At 73.4% G+C, this 24603-nt stretch carries 16 protein-coding genes; 12 read left to right on the forward strand and 4 right to left on the reverse strand.

Going from position 1 to position 24603, the window contains the following annotated elements:
* The first annotated feature begins 23 nt into the window (after positions 1–23).
* The 12 genes from RI138_RS28975 to RI138_RS29030 all read left to right on the forward strand — a co-directional run bounded on the left by RI138_RS28975 (position 24) and on the right by RI138_RS29030 (position 19146).
* Positions 24–1541, forward strand: a complete 1518-nt coding sequence (locus RI138_RS28975; RefSeq protein ID WP_311122252.1) for a VMAP-C domain-containing protein — start codon at positions 24–26, stop codon at positions 1539–1541.
* On the forward strand, positions 1538–2611 hold the full coding sequence (locus RI138_RS28980) for an AAA family ATPase (RefSeq protein ID WP_311122253.1): 1074 nt from the start codon (positions 1538–1540) through the stop codon (positions 2609–2611). Before RI138_RS28975 ends, RI138_RS28980 begins: the two co-directional genes overlap by 4 nt.
* The gene (gene fxsT / locus RI138_RS28985; RefSeq protein ID WP_311122254.1) at positions 2611–6999 is read left to right on the forward strand and encodes an FxSxx-COOH system tetratricopeptide repeat protein; all 4389 of its coding nucleotides are present in this window, start codon (positions 2611–2613) and stop codon (positions 6997–6999) included. Before RI138_RS28980 ends, fxsT begins: the two co-directional genes overlap by 1 nt.
* A 92-nt stretch (positions 7000–7091) precedes the next feature.
* A complete protein-coding gene (locus RI138_RS28990; protein ID WP_311122255.1) occupies positions 7092–8291 on the forward strand; it encodes an alpha/beta fold hydrolase in 1200 nt (399 codons plus the stop codon).
* A complete protein-coding gene (locus RI138_RS28995; protein ID WP_311122256.1) occupies positions 8288–9454 on the forward strand; it encodes an effector-associated domain 2-containing protein in 1167 nt (388 codons plus the stop codon). The genes RI138_RS28990 and RI138_RS28995 overlap by 4 nt, the downstream gene beginning before the upstream one ends.
* Before the next feature lie 116 nt (positions 9455–9570).
* Positions 9571–9759, forward strand: coding sequence for a hypothetical protein (locus tag RI138_RS29000; RefSeq protein ID WP_257002432.1), 189 nt, complete (start codon positions 9571–9573; stop codon positions 9757–9759).
* Between the two features lie 59 nt (positions 9760–9818).
* Positions 9819–11594 (forward strand): HEXXH motif domain-containing protein, encoded by a 1776-nt coding sequence (locus tag RI138_RS29005; protein WP_311122257.1) that lies wholly within the window; start codon positions 9819–9821, stop codon positions 11592–11594.
* Between the two features lie 249 nt (positions 11595–11843).
* The gene (locus tag RI138_RS29010; RefSeq protein WP_311122258.1) at positions 11844–13346 is read left to right on the forward strand and encodes an aldehyde dehydrogenase family protein; all 1503 of its coding nucleotides are present in this window, start codon (positions 11844–11846) and stop codon (positions 13344–13346) included.
* Positions 13347–13444: 98 nt separating this feature from the next.
* Positions 13445–15064, forward strand: a complete 1620-nt coding sequence (locus tag RI138_RS29015) for a GMC family oxidoreductase (RefSeq protein WP_311122259.1) — start codon at positions 13445–13447, stop codon at positions 15062–15064.
* Positions 15061–16182: a quaternary amine ABC transporter ATP-binding protein gene (locus RI138_RS29020; RefSeq protein ID WP_311122260.1), complete on the forward strand. Its 1122-nt coding sequence runs from the start codon at positions 15061–15063 to the stop codon at positions 16180–16182. Before RI138_RS29015 ends, RI138_RS29020 begins: the two co-directional genes overlap by 4 nt.
* Entirely contained in the window at positions 16182–18170 is a 1989-nt protein-coding gene (locus tag RI138_RS29025) for an ABC transporter permease (RefSeq protein ID WP_311122261.1), read from the forward strand. The genes RI138_RS29020 and RI138_RS29025 overlap by 1 nt, the downstream gene beginning before the upstream one ends.
* Before the next feature lies 1 nt (position 18171).
* Positions 18172–19146: an ABC transporter substrate-binding protein gene (locus RI138_RS29030; protein ID WP_096631565.1), complete on the forward strand. Its 975-nt coding sequence runs from the start codon at positions 18172–18174 to the stop codon at positions 19144–19146.
* A 57-nt stretch (positions 19147–19203) separates the two neighbouring features.
* On the opposite strand, the gene RI138_RS29035 is transcribed toward RI138_RS29030, so the two are convergent.
* The 4 genes from RI138_RS29035 to RI138_RS29050 form a co-directional block, all read right to left on the reverse strand.
* A complete protein-coding gene (locus RI138_RS29035) occupies positions 19204–20571 on the reverse strand; it encodes a cytochrome P450 (protein WP_311122262.1) in 1368 nt (455 codons plus the stop codon).
* 228 nt (positions 20572–20799) lie between these two features.
* The gene (locus RI138_RS29040) at positions 20800–22284 is read right to left on the reverse strand and encodes an oxidoreductase (protein WP_311122263.1); all 1485 of its coding nucleotides are present in this window, start codon (positions 22282–22284) and stop codon (positions 20800–20802) included.
* A gap of 128 nt (positions 22285–22412) precedes the next feature.
* Positions 22413–23288 carry a hypothetical protein gene (locus RI138_RS29045; RefSeq protein ID WP_311122264.1) on the reverse strand — a complete coding sequence of 292 codons (876 nt, stop codon included), beginning with the start codon at positions 23286–23288 and terminating at the stop codon, positions 22413–22415.
* A complete protein-coding gene (locus RI138_RS29050; protein WP_311122265.1) occupies positions 23288–24577 on the reverse strand; it encodes a VWA domain-containing protein in 1290 nt (429 codons plus the stop codon). Before RI138_RS29050 ends, RI138_RS29045 begins: the two co-directional genes overlap by 1 nt.
* Positions 24578–24603: the final 26 nt, after the last annotated feature.

Consider the following 24603-nt stretch of genomic DNA (forward strand, 5'->3'; position numbering starts at 1 on the left):
GACTCGGCGGGGGATGGTCGGTGATGAACGCTGTCCCGTACGAGCGTTGGGGACCGGACCTGGTGCAGACCCTGGTCGACGCGCTGACCCTGCTCGAATGCGTCAAGGACCGAGGCCAGCGCGTCGAGTTCGTGGACGCCGTCGCCTTCAAGCTCGGCGTCGAACTGACCTACCCCGACAGCACGCCCCGCATCGACATGATGCACCTCGTGCGCAAGGTCATCCACCGGCCCGGCGGACCCGAGGCGCTGATCTACGGCGTCCGAGCCGTCTCCGGAAAGGACGACGCCGAGCGGATCGCCGCCGAGGCGGGCATCCGGACCGAGGACGACCGGCAGCCGCCATGGCCCGCCCCGGTCTTCGCCGACGGTGTCGCCCGGGAGGCGCGCAGGCTGCTCGGCGAGGCGACGGACCTCGACGGAACCCGGCTGCGGGCCTTGATCGCCCAGGAGCTGCCCGGGGATCTGCCGGACGGCGGATCGCCCGTCGAACTCTTCGACCACGCACTGGACATGGCCGCCCGGGCCGACGGTCTCCCGGCCGCCGTCGTGCTGATCGAGGCGGCCGCGGCCCTGTCGGCGGAGCGGCGCGCACCGCTGCGCCGATGGACGGACCGGTGGGCGGCGGGGGACCCCACCGCCCCGGCCGCCGCCGCCCGGGTGGCGGTTCCCGGGGCCGCGGAAGCGGTCGCCGCGTGCCGTCGGCGCCTCGACCGGCCCGCGGCCCCCGACCCGACCGTGCCCCGGTGCCTGGTCGTGATGGTCGACCCCGCCCACGACGGTTCCCCGGACGTCTTCGTAAGGCACTGGATCAACAAGGCCCCCGGCTACTGGCGGCCGGAGCCCGGCCCGGTCGAGACCGTCACCCTGGCCACCCTCGCCGGTGCCGTCGAACGCGCCGTCGAGAAGGGCGAGCGACTGTGGGCCCGCACCCCCGGGGGGACCGACGAGGGGCCGGTCCACGTCGAGTTCCTGCTGCCTTTCGAGCTGCTGAACCACGACATGGCCCGCCTCGAACTGGGCAGCAGAGCCCCGAGGCCCTGGCCGCTCGGGATGCGCTATCACGTCCACCTCCGCAGCCTGGACCGGATGCGCGGCGACGCCGGGCAACTGCGCCGCTGGCAGACCCGCTGGGAGCGGCTGCGCAAGGCGCCCGCCCCGGCGACCCACCGCTGGCGTTCCACGGACCGGGACGGGTTCGAACGATGGCGGGCGCACCTCGCGGGCGACGAACGGCTGACCGCGGTCATCCTCGACGCACCCGCGCTCCCGGGGCAGGGCCTGGAGGCCCTCCAGGCCGCCGTCCTCGAAGGCGTCGGCCTCGCCGCCTGGGACCGCAGACCCGGCAGCACCTCCCAGTCCAGCGAGCTGCTGACCCTGCTCCTGGGGCACCCTTACACACAACTACCGGAAAAAGTCGGCAGGTTGAGGACCGGGGCGGAAGTCGAGGAGGACGGCCCGCTGTGGGTCGGGCGACACGTCGCGTTCCTGTGGGACGACCCGTACCGACTGGTCGACCGTGAGGAGTTGTTACCGGCATGACCGGACAGGCCGCCGCATCACCGCCGTCGCCGCCCCCGTGGTGGGTCTTCCACGCGACCGGCAGGGCCCCGGAGGGCGAGCCGCCCGTGCTGCCCCCGCCACCGCCGTGGCGCACGTTCCCCGGCGGACCGCTCCAGCCGCCGCCCCCCGAGGACGACCGCGCCGCCGAGCGCCGCCTCGGCCTGGTCCAGGACGGGCCGCAGCTGCGCGAGGAGGAGATCGACGCGGTCAACGCGTCCCTGCTGCTGCGCCGCCCGCTCCTCATCACCGGCCCGCCGGGCGTCGGCAAGTCCACCCTGGCCTATCTGATCGCCCGTGAGCTGGGACTCGGCCGGGTCCTGCAATGGAGCGTCGTCAGCCGCAGCACCCTCAGGGGCGGCCTGTACGCGTACGACGCGATCGGCCGCGCCCAGGCCATCGCGGCCTGGCGGGCGGCCGACTCGGGGGACGGCCGGGCCGGGCCGGGTGCGGGGACGACCCCGGACGCCGAAGGGCCTCCCGCGCTGGGGGATTTCGTCACGCTCGGGCCGCTGGGCACGGCGCTGCTCGCCTTCGAGCGCCCCCGGGTGCTGCTCGTCGATGAACTCGACAAGAGCGACATCGACCTGCCGAACGACCTTCTCCACGTCCTGGAGAACGGCAGCTACGACATCCCCGAACTCGGGCGCAGCGACGTGGGGTCGGCGACCGTGTTCACCGACGACCCGCACGGCCGCGCCCTGGTCGAGGGCGGCCGGGTGGAGTGCGCGCAGTTCCCGGTCGTGGTCATCACGAGCAACGGCGAGCGTGAGTTCCCCGCCGCGTTCCGCCGCCGCTGCCTGCCGCTGGAGATGCGCCCGCCCAGCCGCGAGCAGCTGATCGGTATCGTCGTCAGCCACTTGCAGCAGTGCCCGGAGGGCGTCGAGGCGCTCGTCGACGAGTTCGAGAACCGGCTGCGCGGCGGCGGAACCCAGTCGATCGACCAGTTGCTGAACGCCGTTCAGCTGACGACCGCGGGCGGTTTTCAACCCGATGCCGCCGGGCGTAAGCTCATCGAGATGCTCCTCCGAGACCTCTCGAAGGGCCGCTGATGGACGGCTTGCCCCGGGAGCGCGCTCCGGACACCTCGTCCGTGCCGACCGACTCCCCCGACCGCGACCCAGGCGACCGACATGAGGGCGGCGGCCCGCACGATCCCGGCGGGACCGACTGGAGGGTCCTAGCCGACGCGGCCTGGCTCGCGGCAGCCCGCATCGGCTCCGCCCGCACCGGCAGCCCAGGACCGGGCCGGCCGCCCTCCGACGTACCCCACCCCGACGCACCGTTCCCCACGGACCTGCCGCCCTCCGGGCCGCACGGCCCCGGCGCGGACACCGTGCCCGGGGTCTCCGGGGTGCCCGGGCCCCCGGAGTTCGAACGCGAGATCCGGTCCGTCCGGGAGCGGGCCCACGGCAGCCCCGACCGGATGCCGGGCACCGGCACCGCCCCCGTACGGGCGACCTCACTGCGCCTGGCCCGGTCCCTTCGCGGGCTCGGCCGCCGGGTCCCCACCCGGGCCCGGTCCGTGCTGGACGAGGAGGGCACGGCCGAGCACGGGCTCGCCGACGGGCTGTGGGTGCCCTACTTCCTCCCCGACCGGGAGCGGATGTTCGACCTCGTGCTCCTCGTCGACCGGGCCCCCACCATGCCGCCCTGGGCCGGTACGGTCCGCGGCATCGCCGACGACGCGGCGCACAGCGGGGCGTTCCGCGATGTGCGCACCGTCGGGGTGACCCTGCCCGCGGACGACGGGGAGCCCGCGCTGCGCTGGCCCGGTGGCCGCGACGGCGACCCCGCCGAACTGCTCGACGGGCGGGGCTCACGGCTCTTCCTCGTCGTCACGGACGGCCTCGCCCACGGCTGGGCGGGCAGCGGTGCGGACCGGTTGCTGGCCCGGCTCGCCGCCGGCGGGCCCACCGCCCTCGTCCACCTGCTGCCGCCCTACCTGCGCCACCGCTCCTCGCTGTTCCCCTTCCGGGCCCAGCTGGACGCCGGCGGGTTCGGCGCGCTGAACAGGCGCTTCGACTGCCGTCCGCCGGGCGGCCTGCGCGACCCGGTCCGCCCGTTGCCCGAACCGGCTGACGACACCGTGCCCGTACCGGTGCTCAGCGTGCGCGCCGGGTCCTTCCGCGCCTGGGCCGACCTGGTCACCGGGGAGCGGGGAGTGCGCCGCACCCTGCCGGTGGTGCTGGCGGGGGCGATGGCCAAGGGGGCCTCCGCCCCCGGGCTGCGCACCCCCGCGCTCGACGGCCCCCGCGCGGCGGCCGCCGCCGTACGCCGCTTCCGTTCGCTCTCCAGCCCGCTGGCCAGGCAGCTCGCCGTCCTGCTGGCGGTCGTCCCGATGGACTTCGCCGTCATCGAGGAGCTGCGCGACCGGGCCCTGCCGGACGCCGGGCCCGAGCATCTGGCCGAGGTCATGATGGGCGGGCTCATCGACTGGAACGCCCACGGCGAGGGCGGCCCGGACTTCGCCGGGGACGTACGCGAGGCCCTGCTCGCCACCAGCACCCGCACCCAACTCGCCCGCACGGTGGGCCTGCTGGCGGAGCTGCGTACCGGCGGCGGACACGGCGCCCGGCTCCGGGCCGCGCTCCACGACCCGGTACGGGCCGCCCTGCCCGGCACCGGACCCGGCGCCCGGCCCTGGCTCAGGATCGAGCTGGCCGTGCTGCGGGCGCTGGCGGGTCCCTACGCCGGGCGCGCGGCCCGGGTGGCGGCCCGTCTGGTGCGAACGCCGGACGACTCGGCTGCCCACCCGGGTGATATCGACGCAAGTGCGGTGAAAGTAGACCGGAAGTACGCCACGGTGGCACTGGACAGCGTCGTTTCACCAGGAGGATCCGTGTCGCCCACGACACCCCCAGCAGCTGACACCTCGGCACCAGCTGACAACACCGCCCGGAGGGCTCACGAGGACATGGAAGTCAAAGCGCCGGAACTCCGCTTCGTCCGTTCGGGCCAGCCGAAGATCATGGGCAACGTTCCGCCCAAGAACCCCAACTTCACCGGCCGCGAGTCCCTGCTCGCCGCCGTGGAGCGGCAGCTGACCGAGGACGAGACGACGGCGGTCCTCCCGCACGCTCTGCACGGCCTCGGCGGCGTGGGCAAGTCGCAGATCGCGGTGGAGTACGTCTACCGCCACAGCGCCGAGTACAACGTCATCTGGTGGATTCCCGCCGAGCAGGAGAGCCTGATCCTCGGTGCTCTGGCGGAGCTGGCCAGGAGCCTCGGCCTGGAGGTCGGGCCGCAGGCCAACACCGCCGTCCCCGCCGTCCGCGAGGCCCTGCGCACCGGCAAGCCGTTCGACAACTGGCTGCTGGTCTTCGATAACGCCGAGGACATCGAGGCGGTCCGTTCGTACTTCCCGAACGGCGGCCCCGGAAAGATCATCGTCACCTCCCGCAACCGTGAATGGGAGCGGGTCGCCACCCCCCTCAGCGTCGACGTCTTCGACCGGGAGGAGAGCATCGCCCTGCTCAAGCGGCGGGCCCGGGGGCTGACCACCCACGACGCCGACCGGCTCGCCGAGGCCCTCGGCGACCTGCCCCTGGCGGTCGAGCAGGCGGGCGCCTGGCACGCGGCCACCGGCATGCCGGTCGACGAGTATCTCCAACTGCTCGAAGAGCGCCGCCCCGAGATCCTCGAACTCACCCCGTCCCCCGACTACCCCCTGCCGGTCGCCGCGGTCTGGGACATCTCCCTGGGGCGCCTCTCCGTCGAGAACCCGGCCGCCCGCCAACTGCTCCAGATCTGCGCCTGCATGGCACCGGAGCCGATCCCGCTGAACATGCTGCGCGGCGGCCGCAACGTGCAGATCACCCCGGAGCTGGACCCCGTGCTGCGCGACCCGCTGCTGCTGGCCCGCGCCACCCGCGATCTCAGCAAGCTCTCCCTGGTCCGCCTCGACCACAAGGCCGGGACGCTCCAGATGCACCGGCTGATGCAGAACGTGATCGTCGCCCGGCTCGACCCCGAGGAGCGGGAGCGGATGCGCAACGCCGCGCATCTGCTCCTCACCACCGCCAAGCCCGGGGTCCCCGCCTCGCCCGAACAGTGGCCCGCCTACCTCGGTCTGCTGCCGCACGTGATCGCGTCGGAGGCGGTCAGCAGCTCCGACGCCTGGGTGCGCGACCTGGTCTTCGACATGGTCACCTTCCTCTACTACTGGGGCGCCCACGAGGCGGGAGCGGACCTGACCCGCAAGGCGTGGGCAGCCTGGCGCGCCCAGTCGGGCGAGGAGGACCTGCACGTCATCCGGATCACCAAGATGCTCGGCTTCTACCTCCAGCACCTCGGCCGGATCGCGGAGGCCGCGGTGCTGAGCGAGCAGGCCCTGGAGATCTCGCGCGGCGCGCCGATCCCGGACGAGGAACTCATCGACTCCATGCTCCAGATGGCCGGTTCGCTGCGCTACCGGGGCGACTTCTACGCCGCCCGCGACCTCGACGCCGAAGCCTTCGAACGGGCGAGCGACCTCTACGGGATGGAGGACCCGACGACGCTGAGCGCGGCGCACAGCCACGGCATCTCGCTGCGCGTGAGCGGTGACTTCCGGCGGGCGAAGGAGCTCGACGAAGAGACCGTCAGGCAGCGCCAGTTGCTGTACGGGCCGACCAGCGGCCTCACGCTGAACACCCTGAACGCCCTGGCCATCGACATCCGTGAGGCGGGCGACTTCCTGGAGGCCAGGGCCCTTCAGGAGTCGACGTACCAGACCTATCTGACCCACTTCGGCGCGACCAACGCCGCCACGATCCGGGCCGCGCTGAACCTCGCGAACTGCCGCCGCCGCGCGGGCCTGCTGGAGGGCGCGTCGGAGCTGGTCGAGGAGGTCCTGGAGCGGTTCACCACCCGGTACGGCGCCGAGTACCCGGAGACGCTGGGCGCCGCGATGGCGGCCGTCGTCGACCGCAGGATGGCGGGCAGGCTGGAGGACTCGCGGCGGCTCGGCCGGCAGATCCTCGTCCGCTACCGCGACATCTTCGGCGAGCATCACCCGTACACGATGTGCGCGATGGTCAATGTGGCGGCCACCCTGCGGGCCGTGGGGGACGTGGAGGAGGCCGAGCGACTGGACGCGGTCGCGGGCGAACGGCTGCGGGCCGACCTGGGGGAGCGGCACCCCTACACGCTGGCGGCGGCGCTGAGCCGGGCCAACGACCACTACGCCCGGCTGGACTTCGCCGGTGCCCTGGAGGTCGACAGCACCACGCTGCCGCTGCTCACCGAGGTGGCGGGCGCCGACCATCCGATGACCCTCGCCTGCGTCGCCAACCTCTCCCTGGACCAGCGGGGGCTGGGCCGCTCGGCCGAGGCGGACCGGCTCAACGCCCAGGCGGTGGAAGGGCTGACGCGGGTCCTGGGGGACCAGCACCCGTGGCAGACCTCCGCCCGGCTGCACCAGCGCATCGAGTGCGACGTGGTGGTGATGCCGCTGTGAACGGGGGGCACTCGGCTGCTGCCCCGGACTGAACCGGGCACATCGACACACCGGCCAGGGGTGGCCGGAGGATCACTCACGGGGGGCGACGCATGACCACGGTCATATTCATCCACGGCACCGGGGTGCGGCCGCCGCACTCCGCGGCCCTGACCGCCCGGGTCACCGCCTCGCTGGCCGAGACCGCACCCCGGGTGCGCGTCGTGCCCCTCGACTGGGGCGAGCGGTACGGTGCGCGGCTCGGGGCCGGTGGCGCCAGCATCCCGCCCGAGGTGGCCGGGGCCACCGGACGGGACACGGCGGAAGAGGCGTACGGGACGGGCGGGGCGGGCGAGACGTACGAGGCCGATGCGGAGACCGTGCTGTGGGACCGCCTCTACCGGGACCCCGAGGCGGAGCTCGCCCTCGCCGCCGCTCGCGGTCCCTCCGGCCGGACACCCCCCGGCGCGGCCTTCCCGGACGAGGACATCCGGGAGCGGCTGGCGGCGCTGGCCGCCCGGGGCGACGCGGCCGCGCCGGAGCTGGGCCCCGGCCTCGCCGCGCACGCCACCGCCCTCGCCCGCAGCCCCCTGCTCGCCCCGGCCGCCGAGGCACTGGACCCCGAGGAACTGGCGTGGACTCTCGCCCGCGCCCTGGCCGCGGCGGTGACCGGCGCGGCTCTCGCGGCGGACGCGCCCGTGATCTGCGACGGCGCCACCCGCGACGCCGCCGTCGACCGGATGGCCGTGGCCCTCGGCGGCGCCGCGCAGGGGAGTGGCAGGGGGCCGGTGGGCCGGCTGATCGGACGGCCCGTCCTCCGGCTCGGCAGCCGGTACGCGGTGCGCCGCCGGCGGGCCCTCACCGGGGCCGCCCACCCGGCGGCGGGCGATGTGCTCAAGTACCTCGTACGCGGCGGACCGGTGCGCACCGCGCTGCGCGAGCTGGCCGCCACCGCCGAGCCGCCCGTCGTCCTCCTCGGTCACAGCCTGGGCGGGATCATCGCCCTCGACACGCTGATCGAGGCCCCGCTCCCCGGCGTCCGCCTGCTGGTCACGGTCGGCTCGCAGGGGCCGTTCCTGTACGAGACGGGCGCGCTGCCCCGTCTCGACCACCCGGACCCGCTGCCCGCCCACGTCCCCCCGTGGCTGAACATCCACGACCGCCGCGATCTGCTCGGCTATGCCGCCGCAGCCCTGTTCCCCGGCCGTGCCGAGGACATCGCGACGGACAACCGGCAGCCGTTCCCGGCCGCCCACAGCGCCTACTGGTCCGACCCGGCGGTCTACCGCGCCATCGGGGAGCGGCTGCCGTGACCGGGCGCAGCGTCGACCCGGCGCGGGTGACGGCGCTCATCGTGGGCGTCGAGCGCTACGCCGCGGGCCCCCGCTGGACCCTGCCGGGGCCGGTCCGCGACGCCCTGCGCTTCCGGGCCTGGCTGCGCTCCGCAGGCGTACCGGACACCAATATCCTGCTGCACCTCGCCCCCGCGGAGAGTCCCGCCGGGGGCCCGGCAAAGGAGCCGGACGGGAGGTCCGGTGCGGGCGGCGGTCACGGGCCCGCCGACCACGAGACCCTGCGCCGGGTCCTGGTCCACGAACTGCCCGCCCGGCAGGGGGACGTGCTCTGGATCTGGTGGGGCGGCCACGGGGTTCTGGACCGCGAGGAACACCAGCGGCTGTACTGCGCCGACGCCTCGGGCGCGGACCGGCGCAACATCGACCTGGAGTCCGCCCGCCGCCGGCTCAGCAGCGACGCGCTGCCCGGGTTCGCGGTGCAGAACTGGGTCGTCGACGCCTGCCAGACCTTCGAGGAACGCCACAACGAGCCCGTGTCGCTCCCGGACGGGGGCCTCCCCGCCGGGCAGCGGCTGCGGGTGCACCGGCAGAACGTGATGCTGGCCGCCGACCGGGGACAGCGCGCGGCCAACGACCCCGTACGCGGCCACGGCGTGTTCTCGGACATCCTGCTGCGCGAACTGTCCGCGCTGCCGGACGACTTGGCCCCCGACCCCGAGGCCCTCTTCGTCGCCGTCCGCGCCCGCTTCGACCGGCTGCGTGCCGAGGGGAACGGAACCCAGCTGCCCGTACTCCGGCTCTACCGGGCCGGACACGAGGAGATCCTTCCCCCGGCTGCACCAACACCCCCGCCGACCAACGGATTTCGCCCCGTAGGTGCGCGGACGGGCGGGGGGCTGCTCCGTGTGGTCGAGGCGCTCCTGGCGTATCCGCTGATGCTCGACCGGGACGAACGGCAGGCGATGGTCGCGGAGCTGGATCCCGTCCTGGTAGCCCGGATGCCGCGGCACGCGGTGCCCCGTACGGACGTGATGGGCATCCTGCGTACGGTACGGCGGAGCCCCGAGGGCCTCCGGGACCTCTTCCGGGCCGTCACCCTGCTCGACGACGATCCTGACCGGGCAGCCGAACTCGACGGAGCGATCGGGGAGTTCCTGGCCGAGGTGCCACCCGGTCCGTGATCGCACGGCGTGATCGCACGGGTTTCCGGAAGGCAACCCATTCGTCATGATGGGAGGGACGAGTGGCATGGTGTGCCGTCGGACCGCCAGGCCGGACCATTGAGGGGGAACACGTCTTGCAGCAGACGGAACCGGGCGGGAATCCGGCCGACTACCTGGAGTCGGACGTCGCGGATCTCACGGAGATGAGCGTGGCCGCCGTACGTGACCTGGCTCCCGTGCCCGGACGGCGTCTGCTGGAGGAGATCCGACGGGCGCGCATCAGCACGGTCGCGGGCGAACCGCCCCAAGCCCGCGCGGACTGAGGATCTTCGGGCCCGGCCGGGGGAGAGGAGCGCGTCGGACCACGACAGAGGAGCGCGGGGTGCACAGACCGATCCGGATGCCCGGCCACTGGTTCGACGAACTCGCCGCGGGCGGGGGCTCGGCAGAGGCGGTCGCGTTCCTCGTCAGCGGCGAGCGGGCCCGGCGCCTCGCTCTCCTGGGCGACTTGCTGGGCCGCCTGGAGGAGCGGCCCGCGCTGCTCGGACCCGCCGACCTCGGCGCGATCTGGGGCGCTGTCGAGGAGGCCGAGGGCCGGAGCCCAGGCTGTGTCGAGGACGTGCTGCTCAGCCCCCAGGCCGGCGGCTGGCTCGCGCACACCCTGCGCAGGCTGCACGGCACTGCCGTGGGTCCTCCGCTGTGGGTGGAGACCGGGCACCTGGCCGCCGTCGCCCTGGTGGCAGCCCTGCGCGCCGGAACCGCCGCCGACCTCGTCGTACCGGCGAGGGACGGCGATGTGGCCCTGCCCACGCTCGGCCTCGCCCGGCTGCCGGGCGCCCCGCCACCGGGGTTCCAGCCGGTCCGGGCGCTCGTACGGGACCAGGAGCTGACCCTCACCGCGAGCGGGCGGGCCACCGGGGCGATGGACTTGACCCTACGGCCGCTCACCGCGCCGCAGAACGGCCTGTGGTGGCCGACGCACCGGCTTCCGGTCCGGCCCGGCGGGCCCGAGGTCGCCCTCGACGACACCGACCCCTACCGCGACCTCGACCGCCCGGTCCCGCCCCGTCGGCTCACCCCTGATGAACTGGCCACCTGGCGGAGGCGCTTCGACGAAGCGGTGGGGCTACTGGGCCCCGGCCCGGCTTCGGGCTCCGGCCCCGGCACCCTGCGCCCCGAGGAGGTCCGGCGCATCGTGCCCTGGCCCGGACGGCTGACCGGCACCCCCGTCGAGGGGCTCAGCGCCTCCACCGGCGACGCGTTCGGCTCGATGGTCGTGGCCGGGCCCCCGGACGGTGCGGCACTCGCCGAGACGATGGTCCACGAGTTCCAGCACAGCAAGCTCGGCGCGCTGCTCCACCTCTTCCCGATGCTCGACGACGACCGGGCGGAGGAGCACTACGCCCCCTGGCGCCCCGACCCGCGCCACTTGCCGGGGCTGCTGCACGGCGCGTACGCCTTCGTGGGCGTCGCCGGATTCTGGCGGGCGCGGATCGGGGACCGGGCCGCCGACCCGCACGGCCTGGCGCCCTTCCGGTTCGCGCTCCGCCGCGTCCAGACCCGTACGGTCCTGCGTACCCTGGCCACCCGCGCCTCCCTCACCCCGCCCGGCCGCCGTCTGGTCGCCGGGCTCACCCGGACCGTCGACGGCTGGCTGCGCGAACCGCTGGACGGGCCGGCCGTGGCACGTGCCCGGGCCGCGGCGGCCGGTCACCGGGTCGAGTGGCGGCTGCGCAATCTGCGGTGCGCGGACGAGGAGCGCGCGGCCCTGGCGGTGGCGCCGCGCTCCGGGGCAGCCCCGGTCACCGGGCGGCGGCCGGTGCTCGTCCCGGTCGCGGAGCGCGGCCGCTGGAGGGACGTCCGGGGCGCCCTCCACCTCCGCCCGGACGCCGTGCCCGACGGGGCGTGCCGCGCCGACGTCCTGCTGGTGCGGGGCGAGGCGGCGGCGGCCCGGGAGGCGTACGCGCGGGGCTGGGCCGACGCGCCGGGGGACCCGCACCTGATGGCGGGCTGGCTGCTTGCCCACACGGCCCTCCACCCCGGCCACCGGCGCCTCCTCGCCCGCCCGGAACGGTTCGCGGCGGCCGTGGCGGAGGCGGACCCGGGGGAGTGGGAGCGGGCCGTCCGGTGGCTCGCGGGGGCGGAGCGGCGGGGCTGAGGCCGCGGGCGGAGCCGCCGGGCCGAGCCGGAGCGCGCGCGGGCCCTCGTCAGCCCCATGTCAGGCCCGCTCCAGGCCTCCATCGGAGGGTTCACACGTGAGGCGCATCACTCTGAGTGAAATTCTCGGCATACATTCCGCCGGACCGGGGAGGGGTCCAGGCTGCTGGTGCGCCGTACCCGGCCCGCCATGCAGCACGCCCCGGCCGAACCGGAGGGGGCATTTCAGGCACGGAAGGCGAAAAACGACATGTCGGCGCTCAGTACCATCCACATCGACGGCGTCTGGCGGGCCGCCGGATCCGGCGCGACACGCGAGGTCCTCGACCCCGCCGACGCCACTGTCCTGGCCGTCGTCGCGGAGGGCGGCGTCGAGGACACCGATGCGGCGATCGCGGCGGCGCGGCGCGCCTTCGACGACGGCCCCTGGCCGCACAAGCCCGTCGCCGAGCGGGCCGGGCTGCTGCGCCGGGTCGCCGAGCTGCTCCAGCGGGACCGCGAGGAGATCGCGATCACCGAGAGCCGCGACACCGGCAAGACCCTCGAAGAGGGCCGGGTCGACGTCGACGACGTCACAGGCGCCTTCCGCTACTTCGCCGACCTCGTGATGAACGAGAGCGGCGGCCGGGTCGTCGACGCGGGCGACCCCGACGTCCACAGCATCGTCGTGCACGAGCCCGTCGGCGTCTGCGCGCTGATCGCCCCCTGGAACTACCCCCTTCTCCAGGCCAGCTGGAAGATCGCCCCGGCCCTCGCCGCCGGGAACACCTTCGTGCTCAAGCCCAGCGAGGTCACCCCGCTCTCCACCGTCCACCTGATCAAGCTCCTCGCCGAGGCCGGACTCCCCGACGGCGCCGCCAACCTCGTCACCGGCGCGGGCGACCCGGTGGGCGCCCGGCTCTCCGAGCACCCCGACGTCGACCTGGTCTCCTTCACCGGAGGCCTCGCCAGCGGTACGAAGGTGGCCCAGGCCGCCGCGCCGACCGTGAAGAAGGTCGCCCTGGAGCTCGGCGGCAAGAACCCCAACGTGGTCTTCGCCGATGCCTGCGCCACCGACGAGGACTTCGACACCGCCGTCGACCAGGCCCTGAACGCCGCGTTCTTCCACAGCGGTCAGGTCTGCTCCGCCGGGGCCCGCCTGATCATCGAGGAGAGCGTCCGCGAGCGGTTCGTCACCGAGCTGGCCCGCCGCGCGGACGCCATCCGCCTGGGCCGGGGCACCCTCGACGGTGTGGAGTGCGGCCCCCTCGTCTCCGCCCAGCAGCTCGCCAAGGTCGAGGCGTACGTGGCCTCCGCCCGCGAGGAGGGCGCGATCGTCCGGGCCGGCGGCGAACGCCCGAAGCCCAGCGACGTACGCCCCGAAGGCGGCTACTTCTACCGGCCGACCGTCCTGGACGGCTGCCACCGCGAGATGCGCGTCGTGCGTGAGGAGACCTTCGGCCCGATCCTCACCGTCGAGACCTTCCGCACCGAGGAAGAGGCCGTCACGCTGGCCAACGACACCGACTACGGCCTCGCGGGCGCCGTCTGGACGACCGACGCGGGCCGGGCCCGCCGGGTCGCCGGACGGCTGCGCCACGGCACCGTCTGGATCAACGACTACCACCCCTACCTCCCGCAGGCCGAGTGGGGCGGCTTCGGCAAGTCCGGTACGGGGCGCGAGCTCGGCCCGACGGGGCTCGCCGAGTACCGCGAGTCCAAGCACATCTACCAGAACCTCAACCCGCGCCCCCAGCGCTGGTTCGCCGGCTGACGCCTGCGGGGACCGGGCGGAAGACCCGCCGTCCGGTCCCGACCGGCTGTTCGCAGCACCACGCACACGCACGAACCTTGCAGAAGGAGCAGTGACCGATGCCCCCCACCCCCAGCAGCACCGCAGTCCCCGACCCCGACGCCCACCTGGCCGACTACGTGATCGTCGGCGGTGGCACCGCCGGATCGGTCATCGCCTCCCGGCTCACCGAGGACCCCGACGTGACCGTCACGGTCATCGAGGGCGGCCCCACCGACATCGACCGCGACGACGTCCTCACCCTGCGCCGCTGGCTCGGCCTCCTCGGCGGCGACCTCGACTACGACTACCCCACCACCGAGCAGCCGCGCGGCAACTCCCACATCCGCCACAGCCGCGCCCGGGTGCTCGGCGGCTGCTCCTCGCACAACACGCTGATCAGCTTCAAGCCGCTGCCCGGCGACTGGGACGAGTGGGCCGAGGCGGGCGCCGAGGGCTGGGGCGCGGCCGCGATGGACCCGTACTTCGCCAAGCTGCGCAACAACATCGTCCCGGTCGACGAGAAGGACCGCAACGCCATCGCCCGCGACTTCGTCGACGCCGCCCAGGAGGCGGCCGGAGTCCCGCGCGTGGACAGCTTCAACAGCAAGCCGTTCCACGAGGGCGTCGGCTTCTTCGACCTCGCCTACCACCCCGAGAACAACAAGCGCTCCTCCGCCTCGGTCGCCTACCTCCACCCCCACATCGAGGCCGGTGACCGCCCCAACCTGCGGATCATGCTGGAGACCTGGGCGTACCGCCTGGAGTTCGACGGCACCCGCGCCACCGGAGTGCACGTCCGGACCAAGGACGGCGAGGAGATCCTGCTGCGTGCCGCCCGTGAGGTCATCGTCTGCGCGGGCGCGGTGGACACGCCCCGACTGCTGATGCACTCCGGGATCGGCCCGCGCGAGGACCTCGAAGCGCTCGGCATCGACGTCCGCCACGACCTTCCGGGCGTCGGCGAGAACCTGCTCGACCACCCCGAGTCCGTCATCGTCTGGGAGACCGACGGTCCCATCCCGGAGAACTCCGCGATGGACTCCGACGCGGGACTCTTCGTCCGCCGCGACCCCGGATCCCGGGGCCCGGACCTGATGTTCCACTTCTACCAGATCCCGTTCACCGACAACCCCGAACGCCTCGGCTACGAGAAGCCCGAGCACGGGGTGTCGATGACGCCGAACATCCCCAAGCCGCGCAGCCGGGGCCGCCTCTACCTCACGAGCGCCGACCCCGAGGTCAAGCCGGCCCTGGACTTCCGGTACTTCACCGACGAGGACGACTACGACGGCCGCACCCTGGTCGACGGCATCAAGCTCGCCCGTGAGATCGCGGCCACCGAACCGCTGGCCCACTGGCTCAAGCGCGAGGTCTGCCCCGGCCCCGAGGTCACGTCGGACGAGGCGATCAGCGAGTACGCCCGCAAGGTCGCCCACACCGTCTACCACCCGGCGGGCACCTGCAAGATGGGCGCGACGGACGACCAAGAGGCGGTCGTGGACCCGCAGTTGCGCATCCGGGGGCTGGAAGGCATCCGGATCGCCGACGCGTCGGTCTTCCCGACCATGCCCGCCGTCAACCCGATGATCGGCGTCCTCATGGTGGGCGAGAAGTGCGCCGAACTCCTCGCGAACCGGCCGGGCGGCGCCGACGCCGTGCCGGCCACTGGCACCAGCACCGGAGGTGACGCCCGATGACCGCGACCAAGGCCCCCGAGGCCGCAGTTGAGGCAACCGAGGACGCCGTCTTCTCCGTGCGCCACCTCTGGAAGGTGTTCGGCCCCAAGGCCGACCGCATCCCCGGCAGCGAGCACGCCGCACTCCCGCCCGCCGAACTGCGCGAGGCCACCGGCTGCACCGCCGCCGTACGCGATGTCTCCTTCGACGTCCGCAAGGGTGAGGTCTTCGTCGTCATGGGCCTGTCGGGCTCCGGCAAGTCCACCCTCGTACGCTGTCTGACCCGGCTGATCGAGCCCACCAGCGGCACCCTCGCCATCGACGGCGAGGACGTCCTCGCGATGGACCGCGCCCGGCTGCGCGAACTGCGCCGCCACCGTGCCGCGATGGTCTTCCAGCACTTCGGCCTGCTGCCGCACCGCACGGTGCTGGACAACGTCGCCTACGGCCTGGAGGTCCAGGGCCTCGGCAAGGCCGAGCGTCGCGCCAAAGCGGCCGAGCTGGTGGAGAAGGTCGGCCTCGCGGGCCTGGAGGACCGCCGTCCCGCACAGCTCTCCGGCGGCCAGCAGCAGCGCGTCGGCCTCGCCCGCGCGCTCGCCGTCGACCCGTCCGCCCTGCTCTTCGACGAGCCGTTCAGCGCACTGGACCCGCTGATCCGCCGGGAGATGCAGGACGAGGTGGTGCGGCTGCACCGCGAGGAGGGCCGCACCATGGTCTTCATCACCCACGACCTCAGCGAGGCGCTGCGCCTGGGCACCCGGATCGCCCTCATGCGCGACGGCGGCATCGTCCAGCTCGGCACGCCCGAGGAGATCGTGGGCTCGCCCGCCGACGACTACGTCACCGAGTTCGTCCGCGACGTACCGCGCGAGCAGGTCCTCACCGTCGCCACCGCCATGCGCCCCGCGCTCGCCGGGGAGGACGAGCGCGGCCCGGCCGTGCGCCCCGACGCCACCGTCTCCGAGGCCATCGAGGCGGTCTCCCGCTCCGGCGACCCGGCCGCCCGGGTGATGGACGACGGCCGCCTCGTCGGCGTCGTCGACCACGCCTGCCTGCTGGATGTCGTCGCCGGACGGGCCGCAGGCTCCGCCACCGCCTCCCCCGATGCCCCGGACGGCTCCCGCGAGGTGACCGTCTGATGGCCACCGCCCAGGCCACCCCGGTCCGCGCCGCACAGCCGGGCGCGAGCCGGGGGCCGCTGGCCGCCCTCCGCGAACGCCCGGCGGCCGGGAAGCTGCTGCTCCTCGCACTCGCCGCCGCCGTCCTTGTCCCCCTCGTCCACGGACGCTGGGGCGGAGGCATCTGGCCGGACGCCCTGACCGCCGACCTGTCCGAACCGCTCGGCAACGTCACCGACTGGATCGTCTCCAACCGCGACAGCCACCCGCTGTTCCTGTACTTCTTCGGCCACATCAGTAACGCCGTCGTGCTCTCCGTACGCGGCGTCTACCTGGTCCTCCTGGCCCTCGGCTGGGCGGGCGTCACCGTGTTCGCCGCAGCCGTCGCCTGGCGCGTCGCGGGCGTCAGGCTCGCCCTGACCGCAGCCGTGTCGTTCCTGGTCTGCGGACTGCTCGGCATGTGGGTGCCGACCATGCAGACGCTCGCGCTGATGGTCGTCGCGGTCCTCGCCTCCGTCGTGCTGGGGCTCGTCCTCGGCCTGGCCGCCGGGCTGTCCGACCGCGTCTTCCGCATCCTGCGCCCGGTGCTCGACACCATGCAGGTGCTGCCCGCGTTCGCGTATCTGCTGCCTGTCGTCCTGGTCTTCGGCATCGGCGTCCCGGGCGCGGTCCTGGCCACCGTCGTGTACGCGGCTCCGCCGATGGCCCGCCTCACCGCGCTCGGCCTGCGCGGCGCGGACCGCGGGGTCATGGAGGCAGTGACCTCGCTCGGCGCGACCGGGCGGCAGCGGCTGCTGACGGCCCGCCTCCCGCTGGCCCGCAAGGAGCTGCTCCTCGGCCTCAACCAGACCATCATGATGGCGCTCTCCATGGCCGTCATCGCCTCCGTGATCGGCGCGGGCGGCCTTGGCGACCGCGTCTACCAGGCGCTGTCCTCCGTGGACGTCGGCGCGGCGCTCGCCGCGGGCATCCCGATCGTGCTGCTGGCCGTCGTCCTGGACCGTACGACGGAGGCGGCGGGCCGCCGCATCGGCACCGAGCCCACCGGCCCGGCCCTCCTCCGGGGCCCGCGGGGCTGGACCCTGGCCGCCGTGGTCACCGCCGCCGCCGTCGCCGTCGTCGGACGGCTCACCGACGGCCGGGTCTGGCCCGAGGACGTCACCGTGGCGATCGCCGGACCGGTCAACACCGCCAAGGACTGGATGGTCGACCACCTCTACACCGGTGTGCCCGTCGTCGGCGGCACCGCCGACCTCGCCTCCCACTTCACCAGCGGCATCCTGAACCCGCTGCGCAGCGGACTCACCGGCCTGCCCTGGTGGTCGGTTCTCCTCATCGTCGCCGCCCTCGCCTGGACCATCGGCACCTGGCGCACCGCCGTGACCGCCGTCCTCGCGATGGCCGCGATCGGCGTCCTCGGCGTGTGGGAGCCGTCCATGGACACCCTCAGCCAGGTGCTCGCCGCCGTCGCCGTCACCCTGGTCCTCGGCTTCGGCATCGCGATCGGCACAGCCCGTAGCGAGCGCCTGGAGCGGCTGCTGCGACCGGTCCTGGACGTCTTCCAGACCATGCCGCAGTTCGTCTACCTGATCCCCGTCGTCGCCCTCTTCGGCGTCGGCCGCGCCCCCGCGGCCGCAGCCGCGGTCGTCTACGCGCTGCCCGCCGTCGTCCGCATCACCACCCAGGGGCTGCGGGGCGTCGACCCGGCGGCGATGGAGTGCGCCCGCTCGCTCGGCGCGACCCCCGGCCAGCAGCTGCGTCAGGTCCAGATCCCGCTGGCCAGGCCCTCACTGCTGCTCGCCGTCAACCAGGCCGTGGTCCTGGTCCTCGCGGTCGTCATCATCGGCGGACTCGTCGGCTCGGGCGCGCTCGGCTACGAGGTCGTCCTCGGCCTCGCCCAGGGCGACCTGGCCACCGGGCTCGTCGCCGGAGCGGCGATCGTCTGTCTCGGCCTGATGCTCGACCGCGTCACCCAGCCCACCGCCCGCCGCCAGCGACAGGAGGGCTGAAATGAACCGCTCCCGCACACGCCTGCTCGTGGCCTTCGCCTCGGCCACCGCCTTGCTCACCACGGCGGGCTGCGGTGCCGCGGACATGACCAAGCAGGCATCCCCGTTCGCGGCCCCCGCCGGGGTCAAGACGGTGACGCTCTCCGTGCAGTCCTGGGTCGGCGCCCAGGCGAACGTCGCCGTGGCCGAACAGCTCCTCAAGGAGGAGCTCGGCTACCGCGTCGACCTGGTCCAGACGGACGAGGTCCCCGCCTGGGACGCCCTCAGCCAGGGCCGCGTCGACGCGATCCTGGAGGACTGGGGCCACCCGGACCAGGAGAAGCTGTACATCGACGAGAAGAAGACCATCGTGAGGGGCGGCGACCTCGGGGTCACCGGCCACATCGGCTGGTACGTGCCCAAGTACTGGGCGGACGAGCACCCCGACGTCACCGACTGGAAGAACCTCAACAAGTACGCGAAGGAGCTGAGGACCGCCGAGAGCGGCGGCAAGGGCCAGCTGATGGACGGCTCGCCCTCCTACATCACCAACGACGTCGCCCTGGTGAAGAACCTGGACCTGGACTACAAGGTGGTCTTCGCCGGCTCCGAGGCCGCCCAGATCACCCAGATCCAGCAGTTCGCCAAGGCGGAGAAGCCCTTCCTCAGCTACTGGTACCAGCCGCAGTGGCTGTTCAACGAGGTGCCGATGGTCGAGGTGAAGCTCCCCGCCTACACGGACGAGTGCGCGGCGAAGGACCCCGCGGACATCGACTGCGCCTACCCGACGACGCCGCTGCAGAAGTTCCTGAACGCGGACTTCGCCGAGCGCGGCGGGGAGGCGTCCGCGTTCCTCAAGAAGTTCCACTGGTCGGAGGAGGACCAGAACGAGGTCTCGGAGATGATCGCCTCGCAGAAGCTGACGCCCCAGGAGGCGGCGAAGCGCTGGATCGACCGGCACCCGGATGTCTGGGAGAAGTGGCTGCCGCAGGACTGAGGCCCTGGGTGCCCGGCTCCGCGAGGCAGCCGGGCACCTCCGCCTCCCACCGTCCCCCTACCTCGCCCGGACGGTGGCCAGGACGTCCCGGTCCGGCTGGAGCGTCAGGCTCGGTACGGGCCCGACCTCGCCCGGGTCGACGTCCAGGTCGAAGCGGCGGGCCAGCACGGCCAGAATGAGGACCGCTTCCACCATCGCGAAGCGCGTACCGATGCAGACCCGGGGCCCGCCGCCGAACGGGAACCACGCGTACTCCGCGATCGCGTCGCCCCGCTCCGCGTCCCAGCGCTCGGGCCGGAACTCCTCCGGCTCCGGGAACCACCGCGCGTCGCGGTGTGTGGACCACTGGCTGGTCCACACCCGGGTCCCCTCCGGGATCGGCAGCCCGCCGACGCGCGCACCCTCCTTCGCCACCCCGGTGATCAGCCAGATCGTGGGATACAGCCGCAGGGTCTCCTTCACCACGGCCTGGGTGTACGTCAGTCGGGCGTAGTCCTCGAAGCCGGGCTCCCGGTCGCCGAGCACCCGCTCCAGCTCATCGGCGAGCGCCTCCCGGACCCGGGGGCTGCGGGCGAGCAGGTACCACGCCCACACCAGCGTCGAACTCGTGGTCTCGTGACCGCCGATGTACAGCGTGACCGCCTCGTCACGGATCTCCTCGTCGCTGAGCCGCGTTCCGCTCTCGTCGACGGCGGTGAGCAACCGGCTGAGCAGATCGGGGCGTTCCTCCTCGCCGTCCCGGTGCCGGGCGACGACCCGGCCCACCTCGGCGTCGATGACGGCGGCGGCCTTCCTGATGCGCGCCCGGCCGGGCGTAGGCACCCAGTCGGGAAGCAGGGCGCCGATCCCGGCGAATTCCTTGCCGATCTCCATCTGGGCGACGTCCATCGCCCGGCCCATCGCCTCCGAGTCGGCCGGGGTGTCGACGCCGAAGATGGTGCGTACCGCGATCTTCTGGGTGAGGGCCGCCATCTCCCGCTTGACGTCGACGCGTTCACCGTCCGACCAGCTGTCGGCCAGCTCCACCGCGGAGGCCGCCATGGTGACCGCGTACGACTTGACCTGCTTGGGCCGCACCGAGGGCTGCACGAGGGAGCGCTTGCGCCGCCAGTCCCGGCCCCGCGCCACGATGATGCCGTTGCCCATCACCGCCCGGAACGCGACTCCGAGCCGTGGCTGGTCGAAGGAGCGCTCCGTCTCGGTGAGCAACTCGCCTATGCAGTCCGGATCGGCGAGAAACACGCACCGGTTGCGTCCGAACCGCCAGCGCACCATGTCCCCGTGGCCCCGCAGGAGTTCGAAGAAGGCGAGCGGGTTCTTCGCGAACTGCGGCAGGTTCCCCAGCAGCGGCAGCCCTCTGGGGCCCGGTACGAGCGCATGGCCGCGAGACGGGGTGTCGAGCGCCGGGCCGGTCTGCGTGGACATCGAAGGACTCCGCTCCCTGGGGCGCGCCACGGGCGGCGCGCCATCGTTCGAACCCCATCGAACAGGATGGGGGAGGTGCTCCGCCAGGGCGTCGGTCCGGACTGCCCGGAATGCGCCACCGGCCTTACGGAGTGAGTGAGTTGCCGAGGGTGGTGGGAGCGGCCTCCGGAATCGCACAGGGGCGGGCGCCGGAGTTGCCGCCACGCGTGACAATCCGCCTGAGGTGTGTCAGTTCCTGCTCAGAGTGCGGGAAACGCCCGCGACCACAGCCGTGGTGAGGAGCCAGCCGATGGCGATCAGCACGTACGACAGCCACTGTGTCGCCCCCGTCCAGTGCCATGCGCCCCGCTGGCCGAAGTCACCGATGGGGAAGAGCAGGTCGAGGGTGTAGAATAAGGAGTTGAACGGGGCGCCCTCTCCGTCCTTCGTCTGGACCGGTGAGCGGGCGCTGAACACCAGGCTGCCGAGCAGGCAGAGCGCTGTCATCCACAAGGCGGCCAGCCAGGGCCGGTAGCCGTATCCGACGGCGGCATCGAGGAGATAACCCCATACTCGTCCCGGTGCGTTCAGGGTGCTGCGACGGTGGCGTTGCTTCTCCAGCAACACCCTCCGGGCGTCGTCGTCGTGACCCGCCTGGCGGTAACAGGAGGCCAGTTGCTCGTACGGCTGCGGGGCATAGCCGGGGTTCCGGCGGAGCCATCCCAGGCGGTGGGCCACATCTCTCTGCGGGGGTGTCCTGTCGGAGTGGAGGGCGCCGTAGACGAAGCCGTCCAGCCGCACTTCCTCCGGCCAGCTCCGCTCGCCGTCGTGCAGAACGGCTGCTGTGGCACCCTGAAGGTTCACCGCTCCCGCAGGCTGTGCGGCAAGGGTGAAGTCGAGGGTTCCCACCCGCATCCCGACGCCTGAGAGCGCCGTGTCGCCGCCGCCGAGGGTGGCTCCCTCAAGGGTCAGCAGGTCCGATATCTGAGCACCCCGCAGCCGCACAGTTCCCGTCGCGCTGAACCCCTCGGAGAGGTGTACCACTGTGGTTGTCACGTTGTCCGCGATCAGCGCCTCCCCGCCGGGGCTCTCCAGCCGGGCACCCTCCATGAACAGGCCGCCGGGCAACTGCGCACCCGGCAGCCGTATTCCGCCCCGCGCGGTGAAGCCGTTCCGGCAGAAGACGCCGCCGCCCATGACCAGGCCCCCCGCGAACACCGCCCACGGTTCGGGAGCCGATATCCGTGCCTCGTCGAGAGTCAGCTCCCCCGCCACATAGGCGTTGATCAGGGAGAGACGGCCCGTGTCCATCACGGACCCGGTCAGGTCGAGACGGCCCTCGATGCGGGCCAGTCCGGCGTCCACGCCGGGGACCCGGCTGCGCGTGATCCGGATCGTCCGTGTCGAGGCCGCGTTGAAGCTGACCGGCTGATCCAACCGGCATTCCTTCAGCCAGAGCAGGTGGCCGATCTCCGCACCGGCCAGATCGAGGCGGCCCGTGATCCGAGCGCCGGCGAGACGCAGGGAGGCGACACTGCTCGGCCGTTCCGTGTTGCCGCCCAGCAGAAGGGCGGCCACGACCTCGGCGCGGACCGTGCGGTCGGCCCCCCAACGCGCCCCGGTGGCGGGATCGTCGTCCTCAGGCTCCCCGGTGCGCAGATCCACCCACCGCCCTTCGGGGAAGGAATCCCGCAAGGCATGCTCAGCCGCCGTCAGTTCGCCGTAGATCAACACGGCTACAGGCTACGGCGTGCTGCCGCCCCGGCCGTGCCTCCCCGTCCCGAAGCGGCCCCGACCCGTCGCGGGCCAGGATCTTCGAGGTGCGGGGAGGCCGCCGTTGGCGGACCGGTGCGATGGGTCGCTCAGACGCCGGGCGGGACGTGTGCCGGGCGGCCCCGGCCCCGTGTCAGCGAGTAGCCGAGCACGGCCGCGAACGCGGCGAGCACTCCGCCGCCCACCGTCCACAGCCAGCGGTCGGTCCACCAGCCGGAGGCCCAGCCGTCCTCCGGCCCGGCGGTGGTCGGCGTCCGGGGAGCGGAGGCGTTCGCGTCGCCCGGCGCGGCGATCGAGACGCCCGGTACCAGCGGCTCGGAGAGCGACCCGTCCACGTCGTGCGCGCCGTTCTGCTCCTTCGAGGCCGCCCGCACCTCCGCCCCGAACGGCAGGCCCAGGTCCTCGGCGGGCAGACCCGCCACCGTGAGGCGGACGTAGTAGCTGCCGGGCAGCGGGTCGTTCGCCCACGGTTCGGACCAGGAGCGCACGGTGCGCAGGACGCAGGACAGTTCCACGGTGGCCGCGTCGGCCGCCGCCTTCCTGGTCTGGTGCCCGTACTGGCAGGCCTGGCGGCGGCGCAGCCCGTCGTACACGTCGATCTGCCAGGTGGACGCCCCGCTCCGGGCGGCGCTCTCGGGGAGCTTCACCGTGGCCTCGACGGTGGGCCGTTGCCCGGCGTCGGCCGGGAACACCCAGTAGAGGTAGTCCCCGGTCGAGGCCTGGGCGGTGCCCCTCTGGCCCTGCTTGAGCGCGGTGGCCGTACGGAACGTGGTGCCGGCTTCAGTGGGGCCTGCCTCCTCCCCGGCGGGGCTCGCGCTCGCCGACGGGTCGTCGGCCACCGCCGGGCCGGTGGCGGTGAACAGGGTCACCCCGGCGAGCAGGGCTCCGGTCAGCGCGCGCCGCATGCCGTGCGCGCGGCTCAACGCGCGCCCTGCGCCGTGGGCGCGGCGAGGTGTCGTACGCATCAGTTGGTCCTCCATACGGCGACGCGCCAGCGAGAGAGCCAGCCGGTCAGCAGGCCCGCGATCAGGCCGGTCAGGACGAGCACCCCGAGCAGCCACCAGCCGCGGCCGAGTCCGAAGGCCGCCGCGTCGGACGCCTCGGCCGGTCCTTCGACCAGGTCCACGGTCAGCTCGACCGGCAGACCGGGAGACCGCTTCACGGACGCGGGCGCGGAGAAGGAGTGGGCGAGCTGGAGGCATACGGTCTCGGCGGCGGGCTTGCCGTCACCGCTGTCGCCGGAGTCCTCGTCCTCGGTCCCGGCCTTCGGGTAGCGCAGTCCGGACGAGATCACATCGGTGCGGCCGGTGCCCGCCTCGGAGCCCCGGACGATCTCCCGGCCGTGGGCCGTCACCGCGCGCAGCAGCACACCGTAGTCGTTGTCCACCGCGCGGTCCGCCGCCACGCTCGCCGAGGCGCGCAGCTCCTGGCCGGGCAGCACGTCGACCCGGTACCAGCGGTGTTCGCCGATCTTCGCGCGGTCCGTGTAGAGGCCGGGCTTCAGCTCGGGCGCGGTGGAGCAGCTCGCGGCCCCTTCGGTCGCCACCGGGGTGACGACGGGCTCGGCCGCCCGGTCCACCAACTGCTTGACCCGGTCGGAGAGTTCTTCCTTGTGCTGGACGGCGGTGTACGTGCCGCCGGTGGCCTCCGCGATACAGGTGAGCTGCTGGCGGATCTTGGCGTTGGGCACCAGGCCGAGGGTGTCCACGACCAGGTGGGTGCCGCGCGCGGCGATCTCCCGGGCCACCTCGCACGGGTCGAGCGGACCGCAGGTGTCCTCGCCGTCCGTGATGAGCACGATCCGGCGCGAACCCTCGCCGCCCTCCAGGTCGTCGGCCGCGCCGAGCAGGGCGGGACCGATCGGGGTGAAGCCGGTGGGGGCGAGTGTGGCGACGGCGGTCTTGGCCTCGGTACGGTCCAGCGGGCCGACCGGGTAGAGCTGCCGGGTGTCCTTGCAGCCGACCTTGCGGTCCTCGCCGGGGTAGTCCGCGCCGAGCGTCCGGATACCGAGCTGCACCTGTTCGGGCACCGCGTCCAGGACGTCGTTGAACGCCTGCTTCGCGGCGGCCATCCGGGACTGGCCGTCGATGTCGCGGGTGCGCATGGAGCCACTGACGTCGAGCACCAGCTCGACCTTGGGGGAGGGGGCGGCGGGGGCTTCGTCGGCGGCCGCGGGGATCGCGGTGCCGAGCCCGGCGGCCAGGGTGGCGAGCGCTATGCCCACCCCGGTCGTCAGCCGATTTCTAGTGATCATCGCCGGATCTTATGGAAAATCAGTTC

It is taken from the genome of Streptomyces durocortorensis, from assembly GCF_031760065.1.
Lineage (GTDB): Bacteria > Actinomycetota > Actinomycetes > Streptomycetales > Streptomycetaceae > Streptomyces.

What these genes read in the sequence shown, in the direction of transcription:
- RI138_RS28975 (WP_311122252.1), top strand. Translation starts at nt 24, where the DNA reads ATGAACGCTGTCCCGTACGAGCGTTGGGGACCGGACCTGGTGCAGACC.
- RI138_RS28980 (WP_311122253.1), top strand. Translation starts at nt 1,538, where the DNA reads ATGACCGGACAGGCCGCCGCATCACCGCCGTCGCCGCCCCCGTGGTGG.
- fxsT (WP_311122254.1), top strand. Translation starts at nt 2,611, where the DNA reads ATGGACGGCTTGCCCCGGGAGCGCGCTCCGGACACCTCGTCCGTGCCG.
- RI138_RS28990 (WP_311122255.1), top strand. Translation starts at nt 7,092, where the DNA reads ATGACCACGGTCATATTCATCCACGGCACCGGGGTGCGGCCGCCGCAC.
- RI138_RS29010 (WP_311122258.1), top strand. Translation starts at nt 11,844, where the DNA reads ATGTCGGCGCTCAGTACCATCCACATCGACGGCGTCTGGCGGGCCGCC.
- RI138_RS29015 (WP_311122259.1), top strand. Translation starts at nt 13,445, where the DNA reads ATGCCCCCCACCCCCAGCAGCACCGCAGTCCCCGACCCCGACGCCCAC.
- RI138_RS29020 (WP_311122260.1), top strand. Translation starts at nt 15,061, where the DNA reads ATGACCGCGACCAAGGCCCCCGAGGCCGCAGTTGAGGCAACCGAGGAC.
- RI138_RS29025 (WP_311122261.1), top strand. Translation starts at nt 16,182, where the DNA reads ATGGCCACCGCCCAGGCCACCCCGGTCCGCGCCGCACAGCCGGGCGCG.
- RI138_RS29030 (WP_096631565.1), top strand. Translation starts at nt 18,172, where the DNA reads ATGAACCGCTCCCGCACACGCCTGCTCGTGGCCTTCGCCTCGGCCACC.
- RI138_RS29035 (WP_311122262.1), bottom strand. Translation starts at nt 20,571, where the DNA reads ATGTCCACGCAGACCGGCCCGGCGCTCGACACCCCGTCTCGCGGCCAT.
- RI138_RS29045 (WP_311122264.1), bottom strand. Translation starts at nt 23,288, where the DNA reads ATGCGTACGACACCTCGCCGCGCCCACGGCGCAGGGCGCGCGTTGAGC.
- RI138_RS29050 (WP_311122265.1), bottom strand. Translation starts at nt 24,577, where the DNA reads ATGATCACTAGAAATCGGCTGACGACCGGGGTGGGCATAGCGCTCGCC.